This window comes from Pseudomonas sp. NPDC077649, from assembly GCF_044542855.1.
Lineage (GTDB): Bacteria > Pseudomonadota > Gammaproteobacteria > Pseudomonadales > Pseudomonadaceae > Aquipseudomonas.
Window position 1 is genome coordinate 1 of record NZ_JBITVF010000001.1, and the last position, 19,202, is coordinate 19,202.

General features: G+C 68.8%; 15 protein-coding genes. 9 read left to right on the forward strand and 6 right to left on the reverse strand.

Features of this window, described 5'->3' with window-relative positions; all coding sequences use genetic code 11:
- A partial coding sequence (locus ACIGFL_RS00005) for a transposase (protein ID WP_397495696.1) occupies window positions 1–360 on the forward strand: 360 nt, incomplete at its 5' end.
- A gap of 1,190 nt (window positions 361–1,550) precedes the next feature.
- On the forward strand, window positions 1,551–2,888 hold the full coding sequence (chrA, locus tag ACIGFL_RS00010; protein ID WP_397495697.1) for a chromate efflux transporter: 1,338 nt from the start codon (window positions 1,551–1,553) through the stop codon (window positions 2,886–2,888).
- On the opposite strand, the gene ACIGFL_RS00015 is transcribed toward chrA, so the two are convergent.
- A complete protein-coding gene (locus tag ACIGFL_RS00015) occupies window positions 2,883–3,338 on the reverse strand; it encodes a GNAT family N-acetyltransferase (protein ID WP_397495698.1) in 456 nt (151 codons plus the stop codon). The genes chrA and ACIGFL_RS00015 overlap by 6 nt on opposite strands.
- A gap of 127 nt (window positions 3,339–3,465) precedes the next feature.
- Between ACIGFL_RS00015 and ACIGFL_RS00020 the strand changes: the two genes are divergently transcribed.
- The 7 genes from ACIGFL_RS00020 (at window position 3,466) to ACIGFL_RS00050 (ending at window position 8,930) form a co-directional block, all read left to right on the forward strand.
- Window positions 3,466–4,104 carry a peroxiredoxin gene (locus tag ACIGFL_RS00020; protein ID WP_397495699.1) on the forward strand — a complete coding sequence of 213 codons (639 nt, stop codon included), beginning with the start codon at window positions 3,466–3,468 and terminating at the stop codon, window positions 4,102–4,104.
- A 9-nt stretch (window positions 4,105–4,113) separates the two neighbouring features.
- Window positions 4,114–4,707, forward strand: coding sequence for an NADPH-dependent FMN reductase (ssuE, locus tag ACIGFL_RS00025; RefSeq protein WP_397495700.1), 594 nt, complete (start codon window positions 4,114–4,116; stop codon window positions 4,705–4,707).
- A gap of 76 nt (window positions 4,708–4,783) precedes the next feature.
- Window positions 4,784–5,749 carry a sulfonate ABC transporter substrate-binding protein gene (locus ACIGFL_RS00030; RefSeq protein ID WP_397495701.1) on the forward strand — a complete coding sequence of 322 codons (966 nt, stop codon included), beginning with the start codon at window positions 4,784–4,786 and terminating at the stop codon, window positions 5,747–5,749.
- A 61-nt stretch (window positions 5,750–5,810) separates the two neighbouring features.
- Window positions 5,811–6,959 (forward strand): FMNH2-dependent alkanesulfonate monooxygenase, encoded by a 1,149-nt coding sequence (ssuD, locus tag ACIGFL_RS00035; protein WP_397495702.1) that lies wholly within the window; start codon window positions 5,811–5,813, stop codon window positions 6,957–6,959.
- A gap of 76 nt (window positions 6,960–7,035) precedes the next feature.
- Complete coding sequence (ssuC, locus tag ACIGFL_RS00040; RefSeq protein WP_397495703.1) at window positions 7,036–7,830, forward strand: aliphatic sulfonate ABC transporter permease SsuC; 795 nt, start codon at window positions 7,036–7,038, stop codon at window positions 7,828–7,830.
- Window positions 7,827–8,627: an aliphatic sulfonates ABC transporter ATP-binding protein gene (ssuB, locus tag ACIGFL_RS00045; protein WP_397495704.1), complete on the forward strand. Its 801-nt coding sequence runs from the start codon at window positions 7,827–7,829 to the stop codon at window positions 8,625–8,627. The genes ssuC and ssuB overlap by 4 nt, the downstream gene beginning before the upstream one ends.
- An 87-nt stretch (window positions 8,628–8,714) precedes the next feature.
- Window positions 8,715–8,930, forward strand: coding sequence for a molybdopterin-binding protein (locus ACIGFL_RS00050; RefSeq protein WP_003242436.1), 216 nt, complete (start codon window positions 8,715–8,717; stop codon window positions 8,928–8,930).
- Between the two features lie 20 nt (window positions 8,931–8,950).
- Here ACIGFL_RS00050 and ACIGFL_RS00055 read toward each other — a convergent pair whose 3' ends face one another.
- Genes ACIGFL_RS00055 through ACIGFL_RS00075 form a run of 5 tightly spaced genes read right to left on the reverse strand, consistent with a single transcriptional unit; the run spans window position 8,951 to window position 19,197 of the window.
- Window positions 8,951–10,612 (reverse strand): diguanylate cyclase, encoded by a 1,662-nt coding sequence (locus tag ACIGFL_RS00055; protein ID WP_397495705.1) that lies wholly within the window; start codon window positions 10,610–10,612, stop codon window positions 8,951–8,953.
- A complete protein-coding gene (locus tag ACIGFL_RS00060; protein ID WP_021445650.1) occupies window positions 10,605–10,991 on the reverse strand; it encodes a response regulator in 387 nt (128 codons plus the stop codon). Before ACIGFL_RS00060 ends, ACIGFL_RS00055 begins: the two co-directional genes overlap by 8 nt.
- Window positions 10,984–13,887, reverse strand: a complete 2,904-nt coding sequence (locus ACIGFL_RS00065) for a CHASE domain-containing protein (RefSeq protein ID WP_397496608.1) — start codon at window positions 13,885–13,887, stop codon at window positions 10,984–10,986. Before ACIGFL_RS00065 ends, ACIGFL_RS00060 begins: the two co-directional genes overlap by 8 nt.
- The gene (locus ACIGFL_RS00070) at window positions 13,880–15,805 is read right to left on the reverse strand and encodes an ATP-binding protein (protein ID WP_397495706.1); all 1,926 of its coding nucleotides are present in this window, start codon (window positions 15,803–15,805) and stop codon (window positions 13,880–13,882) included. The genes ACIGFL_RS00065 and ACIGFL_RS00070 overlap by 8 nt, the downstream gene beginning before the upstream one ends.
- Window positions 15,802–19,197: a PAS domain S-box protein gene (locus ACIGFL_RS00075; RefSeq protein ID WP_397495707.1), complete on the reverse strand. Its 3,396-nt coding sequence runs from the start codon at window positions 19,195–19,197 to the stop codon at window positions 15,802–15,804. The genes ACIGFL_RS00070 and ACIGFL_RS00075 overlap by 4 nt, the downstream gene beginning before the upstream one ends.
- Between the last annotated feature and the right edge of the window lie 5 nt (window positions 19,198–19,202).

The window sequence follows — 19,202 nt, forward strand, 5'->3', positions numbered from 1 at the left end:
GGCAGGCCCGAACGCTTTGCCAGTGGCCGGCAACTCAGTGCCTGGCTGGGCATGACGCCCCGCGAGTTCAGCAGCGGCGAGCGGCGCAAGCTGGGGCATATCAGCCGACAGGGCAATGTTTACGTGCGCACCTTGCTGATCCATGGCTCGCGCGCGGCGCTGCTGGCGGCCCAGCGTTGTCAGGCACGCACGCCGGAGAAACTGACGCCGCTGCAGCGCTGGGCCGTCGAGACCGCGGCCCGTATTGGTCACAACAAGGCGGCGGTGGCCTTGGCGAACAAGCTGGTGCGGATCTGCTGGGCGGTGTGGTGCCATGAGCGGCGTTTCAGCGGAGACTGGCAAAGTGCGAAGCCCGCCTGACGGCGGGGGTAATCAGGAGGGTGGTTTTCTGGTGGTTGTGGTGAGCAGCAGCACTGTCGGAACAGGCGAGTCCTGCAGCGGAACAAGGCCGATAACAATCATGATCTGCATGATCGATTGAACGCTTGGCCCCCGCTGCGCGAACTACAGAATGGCCAGGGCGATGCCCGACTCAAGGCCGGATATACGAATGCAACCGCGCTGACGACAGGCGCAAAAGCAAAGCTTTGCTCGCTACTTGCGGGGAGAGTCCATATACCAATTGTTAGACGCTCGGATGTACGCATAATTTAAAGCACCGCTTTCCCGCTTGTAACGCGTTGCGCAATGAACTTGGCGAAACGCAATAACTTCAATGTTTCGATGTTGCTGTCGAGCCGCAATTTCAACGTGCCCCGATAGTGGCGGCGATCGTTCAGTAAACGCAAATTTCGAACCGCTGTAAACCCGAAAGCAATGGAGCGATATTGCGGATGTACACCGTGCAAAAAACCATTAAGCAAAATGCGGTTAGCTAACTATTAATTAGGCGACACGGCTGTCGCGTTTGCCCACGACAGCTGTCGCATAACCTTCCTTGTCGTCCTGCAAGTCCTTGTCTGGCCTGAAGATGCTCGCGGTAAACGCGACAGCACTCAGGGAGAAACGCGACAGGGATGACGGCAAGCCCAAGCTGCTGGATCGACTGCGCCAGCAGATTCACGCCCGAAACTAGTCCATCCATAGCGAGCCTGTCCATGCCGAGTGGGCGAAATGCCATTGCGCCTGCGTCGCTATCGGTATCCGCCTGGAAGGGCGGGGGTCGAGGCCTCCCTTACCACCCACAGAATCTGTTGGCAGTCCTGTGGATAAACTGCGCAAAAGCCGCTGCCGCCCAGCGTTCAGGCGGTCTGGCGGGGGCCGTGCAGTTTTTGTTCAAGGGCGCCTCATAGGGGTTATCGCCAGGCGCTATATCCTTGTGGATCAATGCCTTGCCCCGAATTTTCAACAGTGGCGGGTGGCCATGAGGTCATCCGCACGCTCATGCACAGAATCTGGGGAAAGCGCTGTGGATAAGATGCGGGAAAACCGCGTCGGGCCAGGCGGCATCGGGGCTGCGCGGCGCTGGTGATTTTCCGTGCAGGGTCATGCTTGTGGCATAGCGAGCGGCTATAGTGATCGGCCGATTTTTACCCCGTGGAGTGCATTCGATGTCCGATGCTGGTGAGCGACCCGCCCCCGTCAGTCTGCTGCAGGCCTTCTGGTTCTGGCTCAAGCTGGGGCTGATCAGCTTCGGCGGGCCGGCCGGGCAGATCGCGATCATGCACCAGGAGCTGGTGGAGAAGCGCCGCTGGCTGTCCGAGCGGCGTTTTCTGCATGCGCTGAACTACTGCATGTTGCTGCCCGGGCCGGAGGCGCAGCAGTTGGCCACCTATATCGGCTGGCTGCTGCACCGCACCTGGGGCGGGGTGATCGCCGGGGTGCTGTTCGTGCTGCCGTCGCTGCTGATCCTGATCGTCCTGTCCTGGGTCTATATCGCCTTCGGCGACGTGCCGCTGGTGGCCGGGATCTTCTACGGCATCAAGCCGGCGGTGACCGCCATCGTGGTGCAGGCGGCCTGGCGCATCGGCGGCCGGGCGCTGAAGAATCGCTGGCTGTGGGCGATTGCCGCGGCGGCCTTCGTCGCCATCTTCGTGCTGCAGCTGCCGTTCCCGCTGATCGTGCTCGGCGCCGCGCTGCTCGGTTATCTCGGCGGGCGCCTGGCGCCGCAGCATTTCGCCGTCGGCGGCGGCCACGGTGCGGCGGACAAGTCCTATGGCGCGGCGCTGATCGACGACGACACGCCCCCGCCGGCGCATACCCGCTTTCGTTGGCCGCGCCTGGCGCTGATCCTGCTGGTGGGCGCTGCGCTGTGGCTGCTACCCATGGGCCTGCTCACCGCGCTGTTCGGCTGGGACGGCAGCCTGACGCAGATGGGCTGGTTCTTCACCAAGGCCGCGCTGCTCACCTTCGGCGGCGCCTACGCGGTGCTGCCCTACGTCTACCAGGGCGCCATCGGCCATTACGGCTGGGTGACGCCGACGCAGATGATCGACGGCCTGGCCCTGGGCGAGACCACGCCGGGGCCGCTGATCATGGTGGTGGCCTTCGTCGCCTTCGTCGGCGCCTATGGGCAGCCGGTGTTCGGCGCCGACTCGGCCTTCGCCAGTGGCGCGCTGGCGGCCTGCCTGGTCACCTGGTTCACCTTCCTGCCGTCGTTTCTGTTCATCCTCGCCGGCGGGCCGCTGGTGGAGTCGACCCACGGCGAGCTGAAATTCACCGCGCCGCTGACCGGCATCACCGCGGCGGTGGTCGGGGTGATCCTCAACCTGGCGCTGTTCTTCGGTTACCACGTGCTCTGGCCGGAGGGCTTCGCCGGCCGCTTCGACTGGCCTTCGGCGCTGATCGCCCTGGGCGCGGCGCTGGCCCTGTTCCTGTTCAAGCGCGGGGTGATCGAGACCATCGCCGGTTGCGCCCTGGTCGGCCTGGCGGTGCATCTGCTGCTATAGGGTCAATGCCAGGCGCAGCCGGTCCCTGTGCTGCAGGCCGTGCTCGAACAGCGGCTCGGGGTAGTGGGTGAGGAAGTAATCCGGCTCCACCGCCACCACGCGAAAGCCGGCGCGCTGGTAGAAGGTCAGCTGGTGGCCGAAACTGCCGGTGCCCAGCTCCAGGCGCCGCGCGCCCAGTAGTCGGGACTGGGTGATGGCGTCGTCCAGCAGCAGGCGGCCGATGCCCTGGCCCTGGTGCTCGGGCGCCACGGCGATGTTCATCAGCTCCCAGGTGCCGGGCGTCAGCGCTTTGAGCAGGTAGACGCCGACGGTTGTTCGGCCCAGGCGTGCCACCACGCAGTGGCAGTCGTGCAGATAGCCGGCGATCGCCTCAGCGCTGGGATCGGCTTCCAGCAAAAGGTGCATCGGCGCCTGGTCCCCGGGGACGCTGTGCAGGCTCGGGTTGGGCATGGGGCGGTTCCATTCGTTTCGTTTAAATAGCTTTAAGTTATAAATAAATTTTTATTTATTCTTTTTGTTTCTCTGCGTTCCTCAGCATAGTGAGCCCCACGCAAGCCACTGGCACAGGAGCGCCACCATGAGTATTCGTCTGGGCGACATCGCCCCCGACTTCGAACAGGATTCCAGCGCAGGCCGCATTCGTTTCCACGACTGGCTGGGCGATAGCTGGGGCATCCTCTTCTCCCACCCGGCCGATTTCACCCCGGTGTGCACCACCGAACTGGGCTTTACCGCCAAGCTCAAGGACGAATTCGCCCAGCGCGGCGTCAAGGCCATCGCCCTGTCGGTCGACCCGGTGGACTCGCACCTGAAATGGATCGACGACATCAACGAGACGCAGAACACCGCGGTCAACTTCCCGATCATCGCCGATGCCGACCGCAAGGTCTCGGGCCTCTACGACCTGATCCACCCGAACGCCAACGACACCCTGACCGTGCGTTCGCTGTTCGTCATCGACCCGCACAAGAAGGTGCGCCTGACCATCACCTACCCGGCCAGCACCGGGCGCAACTTCCACGAGATCCTGCGCGTGGTCGATTCGCTGCAGCTGACCGACAATCACAAGGTCGCCACCCCGGCCAACTGGCAGGACGGTGACGAGGTGGTGATAGTGCCGTCGCTCAAGGACGAGGCCGAGATCGCCGAGCGCTTCCCCAAGGGCTATCGCGCGGTCAAACCCTACCTGCGTCTGACCCCGCAGCCGAATCGCTAAGGACTGACCATGCATGTCGTGTTGCTGTCCGGCAGCCCCGCGGCGCGTTCGCGCACCGAAGTGCTGCTGGACCATGTGCGCCGGCGTCTGGAGGCGCAGCAGGTGGAAGTGAGCCTGCTGCGGGTGCGCGATTTTCCCGCCGAGGACCTGCTGCATGCGCGCGCAGGCAGCCCGGCGGTGCAGCAGCTGCGGGCCGTGGTGGCCAGCGCCGATGGTTTGGTGGTCGGCACGCCGGTGTACAAGGCGTCCTTCACCGGCGCGCTGAAGGTGCTGCTGGACCTGCTGCCCGAGCGGGCCCTGGCGCACAAGGTGGTCCTGCCGCTGGCCAGTGGCGGCAGCCCGGCCCATCTGCTGGCGGTGGATTACGCGCTCAAGCCGGTGCTGGCCGCGCTGAAGGCGCAGGAAATGCTCTCCGGCGTGTTCGCCGTGGACCAGCAGATCGCCTACCCGGAAGGCGGCGAGCCTGCGCAGCTCGACGAGGAGCTGCGCGAACGCCTCGACGAGTCGGTCGAACAGCTGCTCGCCGCACTGGCGCGGCGGCCGCAACCGATCGATCCGAAGCTGTTGAACGACCGGCTGGTAAACGCCCGCTGGAGTATTTGATCCACCCGTAATACCCCGCCTTACTCGCCCGCCAACGGGCAAGCAGGCCCACACTCAACTTGCAAAGGAGGTCGCCATGGGCGCCAACACTTTGCGTCGGAGTCTGGTCGCCCTGTTTGCCGCGGCCATTTCCTTCGGCGCCATCACTCAAGCTCAAGCCGAGACGCTGCGGATCGGTTATCAGAAATACGGCACCCCGGTGCTGCTCAAATCCAGCGGTGCGTTGGAGAAGCGCCTGGCCGCACAGGGCGTCAAGGTGCAGTGGACCGAGTTCCCGGCCGGCCCGCAGCTGCTCGAAGGGCTCAACGTGGGCTCCATCGACTTCGGCACCACGGGCGAGACGCCGCCGGTATTCGCCCAGGCCGCCGGTGCCGACCTGCTCTACGTGGCGTTCGAGCCGCCGGCGCCGCTCAGCGAGGCGATTCTGCTGCCCAAGGATTCACCGATCAAAACGGTGGCCGAACTCAAGGGCAAGAAGGTCGCCCTGAACAAGGGCTCCAACGTGCATTACCTGCTGGTGCGCGCACTGGAGGAAGCCGGTCTGAGCATCACCGATATCACCCCCGTGTACCTGCCGCCAGCCGATGCCCGCGCCGCCTTCGAGCGTGGCAGCGTCGATGCCTGGGTGATCTGGGACCCCTTCCAGGCTGCCGCCGAACAGCAGCTGCAGGCCCGCACCCTGCGCGACGGCCAGGGCCTGGTGAGCAACCACCAGTTCTACCTGGCCGCGCGCCCCTTCGCCGAAAAGCACCCCGAGGTAGTGGTCGCCCTGGTGGAAGAAATCCGCAAGACCGGCGAGTGGACCCGCGCCAACGTCGACCAGGCCACCGCCCAGGTTGCACCGCTGCTGGGCCTGTCCCCCGAGATCACCCGCACCGCGGTGCAGCGGCAGAGCTACGGCGCGCAGCTGATCACCGCCGAGGTGGTGAGTGCGCAGCAGAAGATCGCCGACACCTTTAGCGAGCTGAAGCTGATCCCCAAGCGCCTGAGCATTGCCGAGGTGATCTGGCGGCAGCCGGCCAAGGTCGCCCAGGCGCAATAGAACCCTCACCCCCAGCCCCTCTCCCGGCGGGAGAGGGGAGCGAATCCAAGGAGACCCCTCCATGAGCCTCAATATCTTCTGGTTCCTGCCTACCCATGGTGATGGCAAGTACCTGGGCACCGCCGAAGGCGCGCGCGCCGTCGACCACGGCTACCTGGCGCAGATCGCCCAGGCCGCCGACCGCCTCGGCTACGGCGGCGTGCTGATCCCCACCGGGCGTTCCTGCGAGGACTCCTGGCTGGTGGCGGCCTCGCTGATCCCGGTGACGCAGACCCTGAAGTTCCTGGTCGCCCTGCGCCCGGGGATTATTTCGCCGACCGTGGCCGCGCGCCAGGCGGCGACCCTGGATCGCCTGTCGAACGGCCGCGCGCTGTTCAACCTGGTGACCGGCGGCGACCCGGACGAGCTGGCCGGCGATGGCCTGCACCTGTCGCATGCCGAGCGTTACGAGGCGTCGGTCGAGTTCACCCGCATCTGGCGCCGCGTGCTGGAAGGCGAAACCGTCGACTACGCCGGCCAGCACATCCAGGTCAAGGGCGCCAAGCTGCTCTACCCGCCGATCCAGCAGCCGCGTCCGCCGCTGTATTTCGGCGGTTCCTCCGACGCGGCGCAGGACCTGGCCGCCGAGCAGGTCGAGCTGTACCTGACCTGGGGCGAGCCGCCGGCCGCGGTGGCCGAGAAGATCGCCCAGGTGCGCGAGAAGGCGGCCAGGCAGGGCCGTGAAGTGCGCTTCGGCATTCGCCTGCACGTGATAGTGCGTGAGACCAACGAGGAAGCCTGGGCCGCGGCGGATCGCCTGATCAGTCACCTGGATCAGGACACCATCGACCGCGCGCAGGCGTCGCTGGCGCGCTTCGACTCGGTCGGCCAGCAGCGTATGGCCGCCCTGCACGGCGGCAAGACGGACAACCTGGAAGTGTCGCCGAACCTCTGGGCCGGTGTCGGCCTGGTGCGCGGCGGCGCCGGCACCGCGCTGGTGGGCGATGGCCCGACCGTGGCGGCGCGGGTCAAGGAGTATGCCGAGCTGGGCATCGACACCTTCATCTTCTCCGGCTACCCGCATCTGGAGGAGTCGTACCGGGTCGCCGAACTGCTGTTCCCGCACCTGGACGTGGCCCAGCCGCAGCGTCCGGAGAGTCGCGGCTACGTCAGCCCGTTCGGCGAAATGATCTCCAGCGACATCCTGCCGAAGGCGGCTTCGGCGAGCTGAAAAGCATCCCGCTCGCTCCCACGGCGGTCCGCAAATGCAATCCGGGAACAGAAACACAGGATTCTTCGAGGCAACCATGAGCAACACGACCCTTAACACATTGGCCCTGCGCGCCGCGCCCTGGGCCTTGCCGCTGGGGCTGCTGGCCGCCTGGCAGCTGGCGGTGGCCAGCGGCTGGCTGTCCAGCCGCATCCTGCCGGCGCCCAGCGCGGTGCTCGCCGCCGGCTGGCAGCTGCTGGCCTCCGGCGAAATCTGGCAGCACCTGGCGATCAGCGGTCAGCGCGCCGGCATCGGTTTCGCCATCGGCGGCGGCATCGGCCTGCTGCTGGGCTTTATCACCGGGCTGTCGAAATGGGGTGAGCGCTTTCTCGACAGCTCGGTGCAGATGATCCGCAACGTGCCGCACCTGGCACTGATCCCGCTGGTGATCCTGTGGTTCGGCATCGACGAGGCGGCCAAGGTGTTCCTGGTCGCGCTCGGCACCCTGTTCCCCATCTACCTCAACACCTACCACGGCATCCGCAACGTCGACCCGGCGCTGGTGGAGATGGCGCGCAGCTATGGCCTGTCGGGCTTCGCCCTGTTCCGCCAGGTGATCCTGCCCGGTGCGCTGCCGTCGATCCTGGTCGGTGTGCGCTTCGCCCTGGGCTTTATGTGGCTCACGCTGATCGTGGCGGAAACCATCTCCGCCAGCAGCGGCATCGGCTACCTGGCGATGAACGCCCGCGAGTTCCTGCAGACCGACGTGGTGGTGCTGGCGATCCTGCTCTATGCGCTGCTCGGCAAGCTGGCCGACGTCGTCGCGAGGGGCCTGGAGCGGGTGTGGCTGCGTTGGCACCCGGCCTACCAGGCCAAGGCAGGTGGGCAATGACCGCACTGCACAGCATTCGTCAGGGCATTCCCCTGGCGATCGAGAAAATCGAGAAATCCTTCGGCGAGCGCCGGGTGCTCAAGGGCATCGACCTGCATATCCCGGCCGGCCAGTTCGTCGCCGTGGTCGGCCGCAGCGGCTGCGGCAAGAGCACCTTGCTGCGCCTGCTGGCCGGGCTGGATCAGCCCAGCGGCGGCCAGTTGCTGGCCGGCAGCGTTGCGCTCAACGCGGTGCGCGAGGACATTCGCCTGATGTTCCAGGATGCGCGCCTGCTGCCCTGGAAGCGGGTGATCGACAACGTCGGCCTGGGCCTGTCCGGCAACTGGCGCCAGCAGGCCGAGGAAGCCCTGGCCGCGGTCGGCCTGGCCGATCGCGCGGGTGAGTGGCCGGCGGCGCTGTCCGGTGGGCAGAAGCAGCGCGTGGCGCTGGCCCGGGCGCTGATCCATCGCCCGCGCCTGCTGCTGCTCGACGAGCCGCTGGGCGCGCTGGATGCGCTTACCCGCATCGAGATGCAGCAACTGATCGAGCGCCTGTGGCAGCAGCATGGCTTCACCGTGCTGCTGGTCACCCACGACGTCGCCGAGGCGGTGGCCGTGGCGGATCGGGTGATCCTGATCGAGGACGGCCAGATCGGCCTCGACCTGGATGTGCAACTGCTGCGTCCGCGCCCGCACGGCTCGCCGCTGCTGGCCGCGCTGGAAGCGCGCGTGCTCGACCGGGTACTGGCGCAGCCGGAGCTGCCGACGCCGCCCGACCCCCTATCACCCCTGCCCACGCAATTGCGTTGGGCGCTTTAAACCCGTAGCCCGGACTCTGTCCGGGGCGGCCCCAAGACTCCCCGGAGTGCATCCGGGCACCATCAGTCGACCATCAGGAGCAACACCATGACCATCAAAGCCATCAACGTGCGTAACCAGTTCAAGGGCAGCATCAAGGAAATCGTCATCGGCGACGTGCTGTCGGAGATCGACGTGCAGACCGCCGCCGGCATCGTCACCTCGGTGATCACCACCCGCTCGGTGCGCGAGCTGGAACTGCAGGTGGGCAGCGAGGTGATCGCCTTCGTCAAATCCACCGAGGTGTCTATCGCCAAGCTCTGAGGGCCCGTGTCGGGCGCGGCTCATTCGGCCAGGCGCACCTGGTTGCGGCCGCCGTGCTTGGCCGCGTACAGCGCCTTGTCGGCGCGTTCGCGCAGTTGCTCGGCGTCGCTGTGCACGTCGGTGCCGGCGATGCCGACGCTGAGGGTGCAGGAGAATTCGCCGCCCTCGGCGATAAAGCGCAGCTCGGCGAAGCGCTGGCGGATCTCGTCGAGGATCAGCCTGGCCTGCTCCGGCGGGCAGTCCGGCAGCACCGCGAGGAACTCCTCGCCGCCGTAGCGACCCAGGCTGTCGATGCGCCGCAGGCGCTGGCGCAGCAGGTTGGCCAGGGCGCGGATGACGTTGTCGCCGGCGGCGTGGCCGTGGCTGTCGTTGACCCGCTTGAAGTGGTCGATGTCGAGCATCGCCACGCTGGCGCGGTCGCCGCTGCGCAGCGCGCGCTCCAGTTCGATGGCCACCTGTTCCTTGATGTCGCCGTGCTTGAGCAGGCCGGTCAGGCTGTCGCGGGCCAGGGCGTTGGACAGCAGGCGGGCGCGCTGGGCGCGGGAGAACACCGTGGCGACCAGGGCATGATCGGAGATGGGTTTGCTGACGAAGTCGTCGCCGGCCTTGATCAGGGCGCTCATCTGCTTGGCGATGTCGGTTTCCGCCGACAGGTAGATGATCGGGATGCGCAGCCAGTCGTCGTTGCAGCGGATGATCTGCGCCAGCTCCGGGCCGGTGCAGTCGGGCATGTTGACGTCGAGCAGCACCACCTCGGGGTTGAAGTCGCGCAGGTGGGCGAAGATCTGCGCCGGCTCGCGCAGCACCTCCACCAGCATGCCGGCGCCGCGCAGCACCAGGCTGTAGCGGCTGGCCAGGTCCTGGTCGTCGTCGACGATCAGCACCCGGTAGGGCTCGCCGTGCTGCTGGGCGAAGCAGCGCTCGAGGCGGCTCTCCAGCTGCGGGATGTCCACCGGCTTGGCGAAGAAGCCCAGGGCGCCGGCGCGCACCGCCTGCAGCTGGGTGGCGAAGTCGTCCTGCTGGGTCAGCACCAGCAGCGGCAGCGGCGCGTCCAGGCGCTGTTGCAGGCGCGCGGCGTAGTCCAGGCCACTGCAGCTTTCCCCGGGCAGGTTGACGTCGACGATCAGCGCGTCCGGCAGGTGCTGCTGCAGGGCGGCGTCGAGGCCGGCGATGGAGTTGAAGTGCTCGGCCTGGTAGCCGAAGTTGTTCAGCGTCAGGCGCATGCTTTCGCCCGCCGCGGCCTCTTCCTCGAGGATGTAGATGTGCCGGCTGCCGCTATCGCTGCGCGTCGCCTTGCGCGCCGGGCGCGGCGCTTCGCCGACGGCGGTCGCGGCCAGCGGCTGGCTGCCCAGCTGCTGCAGCGCCGCGACGAACTCGCCGAGGCCCTGCTGCTGGCGCTGCAGGCGTTCCAGCCAGCGCTCGGCCTGCTGCTCCAGCTCGCGCGCCTGCTGGCCGAGCTGGACGAAGCCGAAGGTGCCGGCGCTGCCGGCCAGGCGGTGCAGCTGCTCGCGCAGGGCTTGCAGCAGGCGCTGGCGCTCGTTGCCGGCGGCGTCGAGCAACTGCCCGGCCTGCTGCGCCAGTTGCGGCAGCTCCTGGCGCAGGCGCTCGGCGAACTGCTGGCCGAGCTGCTGCAGGTGCTGCTGCAGGGCCTGGGGAATGGCATTGCCTTCGTGCTTATCCATGGCGCTGGCTCCAGATCTGGCGCACCTGGGCGGCGAGCTGCATGGGGTCGAAGGGTTTCACTATCACATCGCGCGCGCCCAGGCTGCGGTAATGCGCCACTTCGCCGGGCTGCACCTTGGCGGTCATGAAGGCCACCGGGATCTCGCCGATGTCGACCAGCGCGCGCAGCCGCTCCAGGGTCTGCGGGCCGTCCATGCCGGGCATCATCACGTCGAGCAGGATGAAGTCGGGGGCGAAGCCCTGTACCTGGTCGAGGGCCTCCTGACCGCTGGCGCAGCTGAGCACCTGGAAGCCGCCGACGGCCTCCAGGGCGACCTTGGCCACGGCCTGGATCGACGGGTCGTCCTCGACGTGGAGGATGCGCTTGAGTTCAGTCATGGCCGGTCTCCTTGGCGGGTAGCAGGCGGGTGAGCAGCTGCAGCAAGTGTTGTCCATCGTTGCGCGATTTGGCCAGCGCGGAGCGTACCTTGGCCAGCTGGGCGCCATCCAGCTCGCTGGCCGAGAGCACCACCACCGGCAGTTGCGGCTGGCTGCGGCGCAGTTCCTCGACCAGCTCCAGACCGTTGCCGTCGGGCAGGCCGAGGTCGAGCAGGACCAGGTCGAAGGGTGGGCCGGCGAGCAGGCGGCGGGCCTGGGCGAGGTTCTCGGCGGCGACGAACTCGGCCAGTTCGCGGCCCTGTTCGGCGACCACCTGGCGCAGGTCGTGGTCGTCCTCGACGTGCAACACCCGCGGTCTTTCCGGCAGGCCGCGCAGGGCGCGGGCCAGGCTGTCGAGCAGGCGCTGCGGGTCGATCGGCTTGCTCAGCCAGTCCAGCGCCGGCACGCCGCCGCCGAGTGCCAGGCGGCCCTGTTCGCAGGCGGCCGAGACTACCAGGATCGGCAGCTCGCGGTAGCGCGCATCGGCGCGCAGCTCGCGCACCAGCTGCAGGCCGTCGCCGTCCGGCAGCTTGAGGTCGAGGCTGATCGCCGCCGGACGCTCGGCGGCCAGGGCGCGGCGTGCCTCGGCCAGGCTGTGCGCCAGGCGCACGCGGTAGCCGGCATGCTCCAGCAGCTGACGCAGCAGCGCGGCGATGTCCGGTTCGTCCTCGACCACCAGCAGGCCGGGATGCGCGCCATCGGTGGCCGCTGCCGGCGGATCGGCGAGCAGGGCCAGCTCGAACCAGAAGCTGGCACCCTGGCCCTCGACGGAGTCGAAGCCGATCTGCCCGCCCATGCGCTCGATCAGCTCCTTGCTGATCGCCAGGCCGAGGCCGGTACCGCCCTTCTTGCGGCTGTCGCTGGCGTCGGCCTGGGAGAACTTGGCGAAGACGCGCTCGCGGAAGGCCGCGGCGATGCCCGGGCCGCTGTCGCTGACCGCGACCCGTACCCGCGCGCCGCGGCGCTCGGCGTGCAGCAGCACGTCGGCGCCGGGCGGCGAGTACTTCACCGCGTTGGAGAGGAAGTTGGCCAGCACCTGCTGCAGGCGCATGGCGTCGACCCGCACCCGCAGTGGCGGGCACTCGGCCAGGCGCAGCTGCACCTGGTGCTGGGCGGCATAGGCCTGGTTGCTGGCCAGGGCCTCCGCCAGCTGCTCGGCGAGCGCGCAGGGCTGCAGGTCGAACTGCATCTTGCCGGCTTCCAGCTTGTCCATGTCCAGCAGGTCGTTGATCAGGTGGCTGAGGCGCTGGCTGTTGGCCTGGGCGATGCCGAGCATCTGCTGCATGCCCGCCGGCACCGCGCCGAGGGCGCCGCCGTTGATCAGGCCGAGCGAGCCGGCGATGGCGGTCAGCGGGGTGCGCAGCTCGTGGCTGACGGTGGAGACGAACTCGCTTTTCAGCCGTTCGATGCGCTTGGCCTCGCTCTGGTCCATGGTGGTACCGGTGATGCGCAGCGGATAGCCGTCGGCGCCGCGCTGGATATAGCCGCGCAATAGCACCGGCAGCGACGTGCCGTCGACGCACAGCAGGCGGCAGTCGATGGTGAAGTAGGTGGCACCTTGGCGCAGCGCCTGCATCAGGCTGGCACGCGCCGCCGCCAGGTCGTCCGGGTGCACCAGGCGCTCCCAGCCCAGCGGGTCGTCGGCGAAGCCAGGCGGGCCCTGTTCGGGGTGGCCGAGCATCTGCCAGCCGCGCGCCGAGGCGAAGAAGCTGCCGGCCTTGAGGTCGATGTCCCACCAGCCGTCGTTGCTGCCCTTGAGCGCCAGGGCCAGGCGTTCCTCGCTCAGGCGCAGCTGCTCGGTAATGCGGTCGGCCAGTTGCTGCACCTGCGCGCGGCGCTGGCTGAGGCTGCTGACCAGGAAGAACAACAGCAGGCCGATGCAGCCGCCGAGCGCCAGCAGCGAGCTCTCGCCGCGGTGGGCGTCGGCGAGAAAGCCCGGGGCATGGTGAAAGTGCAGGCGCCAGCTTTGGCCGAACAGCTCCAGCTGGCGCTGGGCGGCGGCCGGTGTGCTGGCCGGGGTATCGCCGCGGCTGCTGTAGAGCAGCTCGCCGGCCGCGGCGGCGGGGCTGGCGTAGAGCTCGAAGTCCAGCTCGCGCTGGCGGCCGCCGAGGATGCCGTGCATCAGGTCGTGCACCCGGTAGGGGCTGTAGGCGAAGCCGCGCAGGGCGGCCAGGCGTTGCTCGGGGCTGTCCAGCGGCTGCCCCGGCCAGTACACCGGCACGTACAGCAGCAGGCCCGGCTGCACCCGGCCGTGGGTTTCCTGAACCAGGGTGACCCGCCCGGACAGGCGGCTCTGGCCGCTGCGCGCGGCATCCAGCATGGCGGCCCGGCGCACCGGCTCAGACAGCATGTCGAAGCCGAAGGCGACCAGGTTGCGCCCGGCGAACGGCTCGATATAGCGGATGGCGCTGTACAGCGGGCGCTGGCCGAACGGGCGCACGCGGAAGTTGATAAAGCCCTCGGTGCGCAGCGCGGTTTCGAAGGCGGGCAACTGCTCGGCGCGCAGCACCTGGCTGAAACCCAGGCCCTGGATGCCCGGGTAGCGCTCGCCCAGGCGCAGGCGCTCGGCATAGCGACGCCAATCGTCGCGGCTGACCTCGTCGCTGGTGTCGAGCAAGGCGGCGGCGCCGAGCAGGATGCTTTCCTGATTCTGCATGCGCTGGACTATGGCTTCGCTCAGCTCGTCGGCGAGCAGCTCGAGCTGGCGCGCGGCCGCTTCGCTCTGGCTCTGGCGCAGGTTGTGCCAGGCCAGCAGCGTGGCGCCGAGGGCCAGCGCCAGCACGCCCCAGGCCAGCAGATTGGCGCGGCCGAACAGCTGGCCGAGCAGTTGCAGACGCAGCCCGTTGGCGTTACTGATGGCTGCCCCCAGCCAGCGGCAGGTCGAACCAGAAGGTGCTGCCCTGGCCCGGCGTCGAGTCGAAGCCGATCTGCCCGCCCATGCGTTCGACCAGCTCCTTGCTGATCGCCAGACCGAGGCCGGTGCCGCCCTGCTGGCGGGTGTCGCCGGCGTCGGCCTGGGCGAACTTGCTGAAGATGCGCGGCTGGAAGCTCTCGGCGATGCCCTGGCCATGGTCGCGCACGCTGATCCGCACCCAGCCCTCACGCGGCGCGGCACTCAGCTCCACGCGCTGGCCGGCGGCGGAGAACTTGGCGGCGTTGGCCAGCAGGTTGGCCAGCACCTGCTCCAGGCGCTGGGCATCGGCCAGCACCTGGCAGTCGGCGCCGGGCAGCAGGCGCAGCTGCACCCGATGGCGCTCGGCATAGGGCTGGTTGCTTTGCAGCGCCTGCGCCAGCAGCGCGCGCAGGGCCAGCGGCTGCAGCTCGAGGCGCATCTTGCCGGCGACCAGCTTGTCGATGTCGAGCAAATCGTCGATCAGCTTGCGCAGGCGCTGGCTGTTGCTCTGGGCGATCTCCAGCATCTGCCGCATGGCCTCCGGCACCGCGCCAAGGGCGCCGCCGTTGATCAGGCCGAGCGAGCCGGCGATGGCGGTCAGCGGGGTGCGTAGCTCGTGGCTGACGGTGGAGACGAACTCGTTCTGCAGCTGCTCGCCGCGCTTGCGTTCGCTGATGTCGCTGATGAAGCCGTGCCAGAGGACGTCGCCGCCGGGCAGGCGCTGCGGCGCGGCGCGCCCCTCGACCCACAGCGGGCCGTGCAGCGGGTGCAGCACGCGGTATTCCTGGTGCCAGGTGCTCAGGTCTTGCGCCGAGCGGGCGATGGCCGCGCGCACCTGCGGCGCGTCGTCCGGGTGCAGGCGGGCGAGGGCCGGCGCGGCGTCCTCGGCGACCTCCTCGGGGGCGCAGCCGTAGATATCCAGGATGCCGGCGCTGGCATAGGGAAAGCAGCTGCTGCCGTCGGCGCGCAGCAGGTACTGGTAGACCATCCCCGGCAGCTGCGCGGCGATGCGCTGCAGGCGCAGGCGCGCCTCGTCGCGCTGGCTGAGGTCGTTGGCCACCAGCAGGTAGCCTTGCAGCGCCTGCTCCTCGGCGCGGATCGGCGACAGGTTCAGGCGTACCGGCAGGCTCTGCCCGCCGCGTGTGCGCAGGCGCCCCTCGGCGCTCTGCGGGCCGTTGGCGCAGGCGGCGCAGAGGCGCTCGAACTGGCCGGCCTCGACCAGCAGGCGCGGCATGTGCTGGCCGCTCAGGGCCGCGGCCGAATGCTCCAGCAGCTGCTGCGCCTCGGGGTTGCTGCGCAGCACCCGGCCCTGCGGGTCGAGCACCAGCACCGCGCTGCCGGCGTTGTCCAGCATGGCCTGGTGCATGGCGCTCTGCTCGGCCTGGCGGCGCGCCTGCAGGCGCAGCTCGAACAGCTCGCCGGTGAGCCGCGCCAGGTGCTGCAGCTGCTGGCGCTGGTGCGCATCGAGGTGGCGCGGCTGGCGGTCGATCACGCACAGGGTGCCGAGGGCCAGGCCGTGGCGGTCGTGCAGCGGCATGCCGGCGTAGAAGCGGATATGCGGCGCGGCGGTGACCAGCGGATTGTCGCGAAAGCGCGCATCCTCCAGGGCGTTGTCCACTTCCAGCGGCGCGTCGGCGGCCACGGCGTGGGCGCAGAAGGCCAGTTCGCGCGCGGTCTGCTCGGTGTCCAGGCCGACCCGGCTCTTGAACCACTGGCGCTCGGCGTCGATCAGCGAGATCAGCGCGATGGGGGTGGCGCAGATCTGCGCGGCCAGCGCGGTGATGTGGTCGAACAGCGTCTCGGCCGGGGTGTCGAGCAGCTCCAGGGCCTGCAGCGCGGCCAGCCGCTGCTGCTCGTTGTGGGGTATCGGCGCTTGGCTCATGTCTCGCTCCCGGTGATGGGCAGTTCGAACCAGAAACAGGCGCCCCGGCCTTCGCGCGAGTCGAAGCCGATATGCCCGCCCATGCGTTCGACGATTTCCTTGCAGATTGCCAGGCCCAGGCCGGTGCCGCCCATTTGCCGGGTGTCGCCGGCGTCGGCCTGGGAGAACTTGCTGAAGATGCGCGGCTTGAAGGCGTCGGGGATGCCCGGGCCGTGGTCGGTGACGGCGACCCGCAGCACCTCGGCGCAGCGCTGCAGGCGCACCTCGACCTGGCCGCCCGGCGGCGAGAACTTGGCCGCGTTGGACAGCAGGTTGGCCATCACCTGGGCCAGGCGCTGGCCGTCGACGCGTACCGCCGCGTCGCCTTCGACCTGCAGCCGCAGGCGTACCCGGTGCTGGTCGGCGTAGGGCTGGTTGTGCAGCAGCGCCTGCTCCAGCAGTGGTTGCAGCGGCTGCGCCTGCAGCTCGAAGTGCATCTTGCCGGCCACCAGCTTGTCCATGTCGAGCAGGTCGTTGATCAGCTCGTTGAGGCGCTGGCTGTTGCTCTGCGCGATGGCCAGCATCTGCTGCATGGTGTCCGGCACCGCGCCGAGGGCGCCGCCGTTGATCAGGCCGAGCGAGCCGGCGATGGCGGTCAGCGGGGTGCGCAGTTCGTGACTGACGGTGGAGACGAATTCGTTCTTCATCTGCTCGATGCGCTTGCGCTCGGCGATGTCGCGGATCACCGCGATGAAGCGGCGCTGGCCCTGGTGGCTGATCTGCGACACCGCCAGCTCCATGGCGAAGCGCTCGCCGCTGCGCCGCAGGCCCTCCAGCTCGCGGCTCTGGCCGACCACCCAGGCCTCGCCGGTACGCAGGTAGCGCTGGATGTAGCCGTCGTGGGCGCTGCGGTAGGGCTCGGGCATCAGCAGGCTGACGTTACACCCGGCCACCTCGGCGTGGCGGTAGCCGAAGATGTGCTCGGCGGCGTGGTTGAAGGTCTCGATGCGGCCCGCCTCGTCGATGGTGACGATGGCGTCGATGACGTTGTCGAGCAGGGTGCGCAGGTAGTGCTCGCGCTCGCGTACCGCGCGTTCGGCGGCGACGCGGTCGCTGAAGTCCTGGATCTGCGCGACGAAGTGCACCGGCCGGCCCTCGCCGTCGCGCACCAGCGACACGCTGAGCAGCACCCAGAGCACCTGACCCTGCTTGTCCAGGTAGCGCTTCTCCATCTGGTAGGCATTGATCCGTCCGGCCAGCAGGTCTTGGGCGTTCTCCAGGTCGGCCTCGAGGTCCTCGGGATGGGTCACGGACTGGTAGGAGGTGGCCAGCAGTTCCTCGCGCGGGTAGCCGAGCATCTGGCACAGCGCGTCATTGACCTCCAGCCAGCGGCCGTCCGGGGCGACCAGGGCCATGCCCTGCGGCGCGGTGGTGAAGGCATTGCGAAAGCGCTGCTGGCTCAGGCGCAGCTCGTCCTCGATGGCCTGGCGCTCGCTGATGTCCCAGAGGAAGCCGTCGACCCACAGCAGCCGGCCCTGGCTGTCGTACTCGCCGCGGCCCTTCTCGCGCACCCAGACGTTGTGGCCGTCGGCGTGGCGCAGGCGGTAGGTCAGTTCGAAGATTTCCTGGCGCTCGATGGCCTCGCCAGCGCGGTAGGTGATGGCCAGGTCGTCGGGATGGACGATGCTGGAGAAGCTGCGCACGCGGTTGTCGATGAAGTCGCTGGGCGGGTAGCCGCTGAGGCTGAGGATCTCCTCGCTGACGTAGCGCATGCTCCAGTCGGCGTCGTTGGCGCAGCGGTAGACCACCCCGGGCAGGTTGGCGACCAGGCCGCGGAAGCGGCTCTCGCTCTTCTGCAGCGCGCGGGTGGCCTGCTGCAGTTCGCCGATGTCGCTGGCGATGCCGAGGAAGCCGGTGATCCGGCCGCTGCCGTCGAACATGGCGCTGACGGTCAGGTTGACCGGGCGCAGGCTGCCGTCCTGGCAGCGGTAGGTCCATTGGCGGGTTTCCGGCTCGCCGCCGCGGGGGTTGTGCACGAACACCTCGAAACCTTCGACGGGGCGGCCGGCCTGCGCGCTCAGTTCGGCGGCGCGCGCCTGCATCTCCTCGGCGAGGTGGAACACCGCCGGGGTCTGCTTGCCGATCATCTCTGCGGCGCTATAGCCGAGCAGGCGTTCGGCGCCGGAATTGAACAGGTTGATGCGGCCCTGCGGATCGGTGGCGATGATCGACACCCCGGTGGCTGAATCGAGCAGCGCCTGCAGGTAGGCGCGCGCCTCGCGCACCGCCGCCTGCTGGCGCTGCATCAGGCGCTGGGTGCTGCGCTTGGTGGTGCGCAGCAGCACCAGCAGCAGGGCCTCGGCGCCGCACCAGGCGAGCAGCCACTTGACCACCAGCCAGCGCTTGTCGCTGCGGTGCAGGTCGAACTGCTCGCTGACGTCGCGCCACACCAGGGCCACGGCCTGCGGCGCGGCGGTCGGGTCGTGTCGCTGGCGGTAGCTGGTCAGGACGATCTGGTTGAGCAGGTAGTGGCGTTCGCCGTCGGCCAGCAGGCGCACCGCATCGCCGGCGGCCGGCGGCGGCAGCGCCTGCTGGCGTTGCCAAGCCAGTGCCTGCGGCCGCGAAGCGCCCATCAGCCGCCAGCGCTGCGGGTCGCTGGCCAGGCCGCGCAGCTCCTCGCCGCTGTCGGTGCCCAGCAGCAGCTCCTCGCGCAGCAGCAGGGCGACGCCGCTGCCGAGGTCGCGGTCGAGCTGGGCGAGGTCGTCGAGCACGCCCATGGCCACCTCGATGGCGCCGACCTGCAGCGGCGTGTCTGCGCCCTCGACCAGCAGCGGGGCGATGGCGCGCATGCCGATGCTGCCGCGGCTCAGGCCCAGGCCGGCCTGGCTGGTGGCGCTGCGCAGCGCTTCCAGCACCATCGGCCGCCAGCCGATCTGCAGGTCGCCGAAATGTTCGGGTTCGTGTACCCGCAGCAGCACCTTGATGTCCGGCGCCAGGTGCACGTAGAGGCGAAACGTCTGGTGCGCCTGCAGGTTGCGCCAGCGCGGCGCCAGGCGGGTGTAGAGCTGGCTGCGGATGCTGGCCAGGGCGTCCAGCTCGTTGGCCGGCAGGGCGTGGGCCTGGCGCACCAGTTCCACCACCCAGGCGTCGGCGGCGATGGTTTCGGCGAGCAGCTGGGCGCGCTCCTGCAGGCCGTGCTGGGTGCTGTGCAGGGCCATGCGCTGGACTTCCGCCTGCTTGTTCATCTGCAGTTGCCAGAGGGTCTCGCGCTCGTCCAGCGCCTGGCGCCCGAGAAAGGCGAAGAACAGCGCCAGGCACAGGCTGCCGCCGATCACTACCCAGTGGCTGGCATTCCAGCGGCTGGCGTCCCAGTGGCTGGCAAGCCAGTGGCGGAGCAGGGCCGGACGTCTCATCCGCT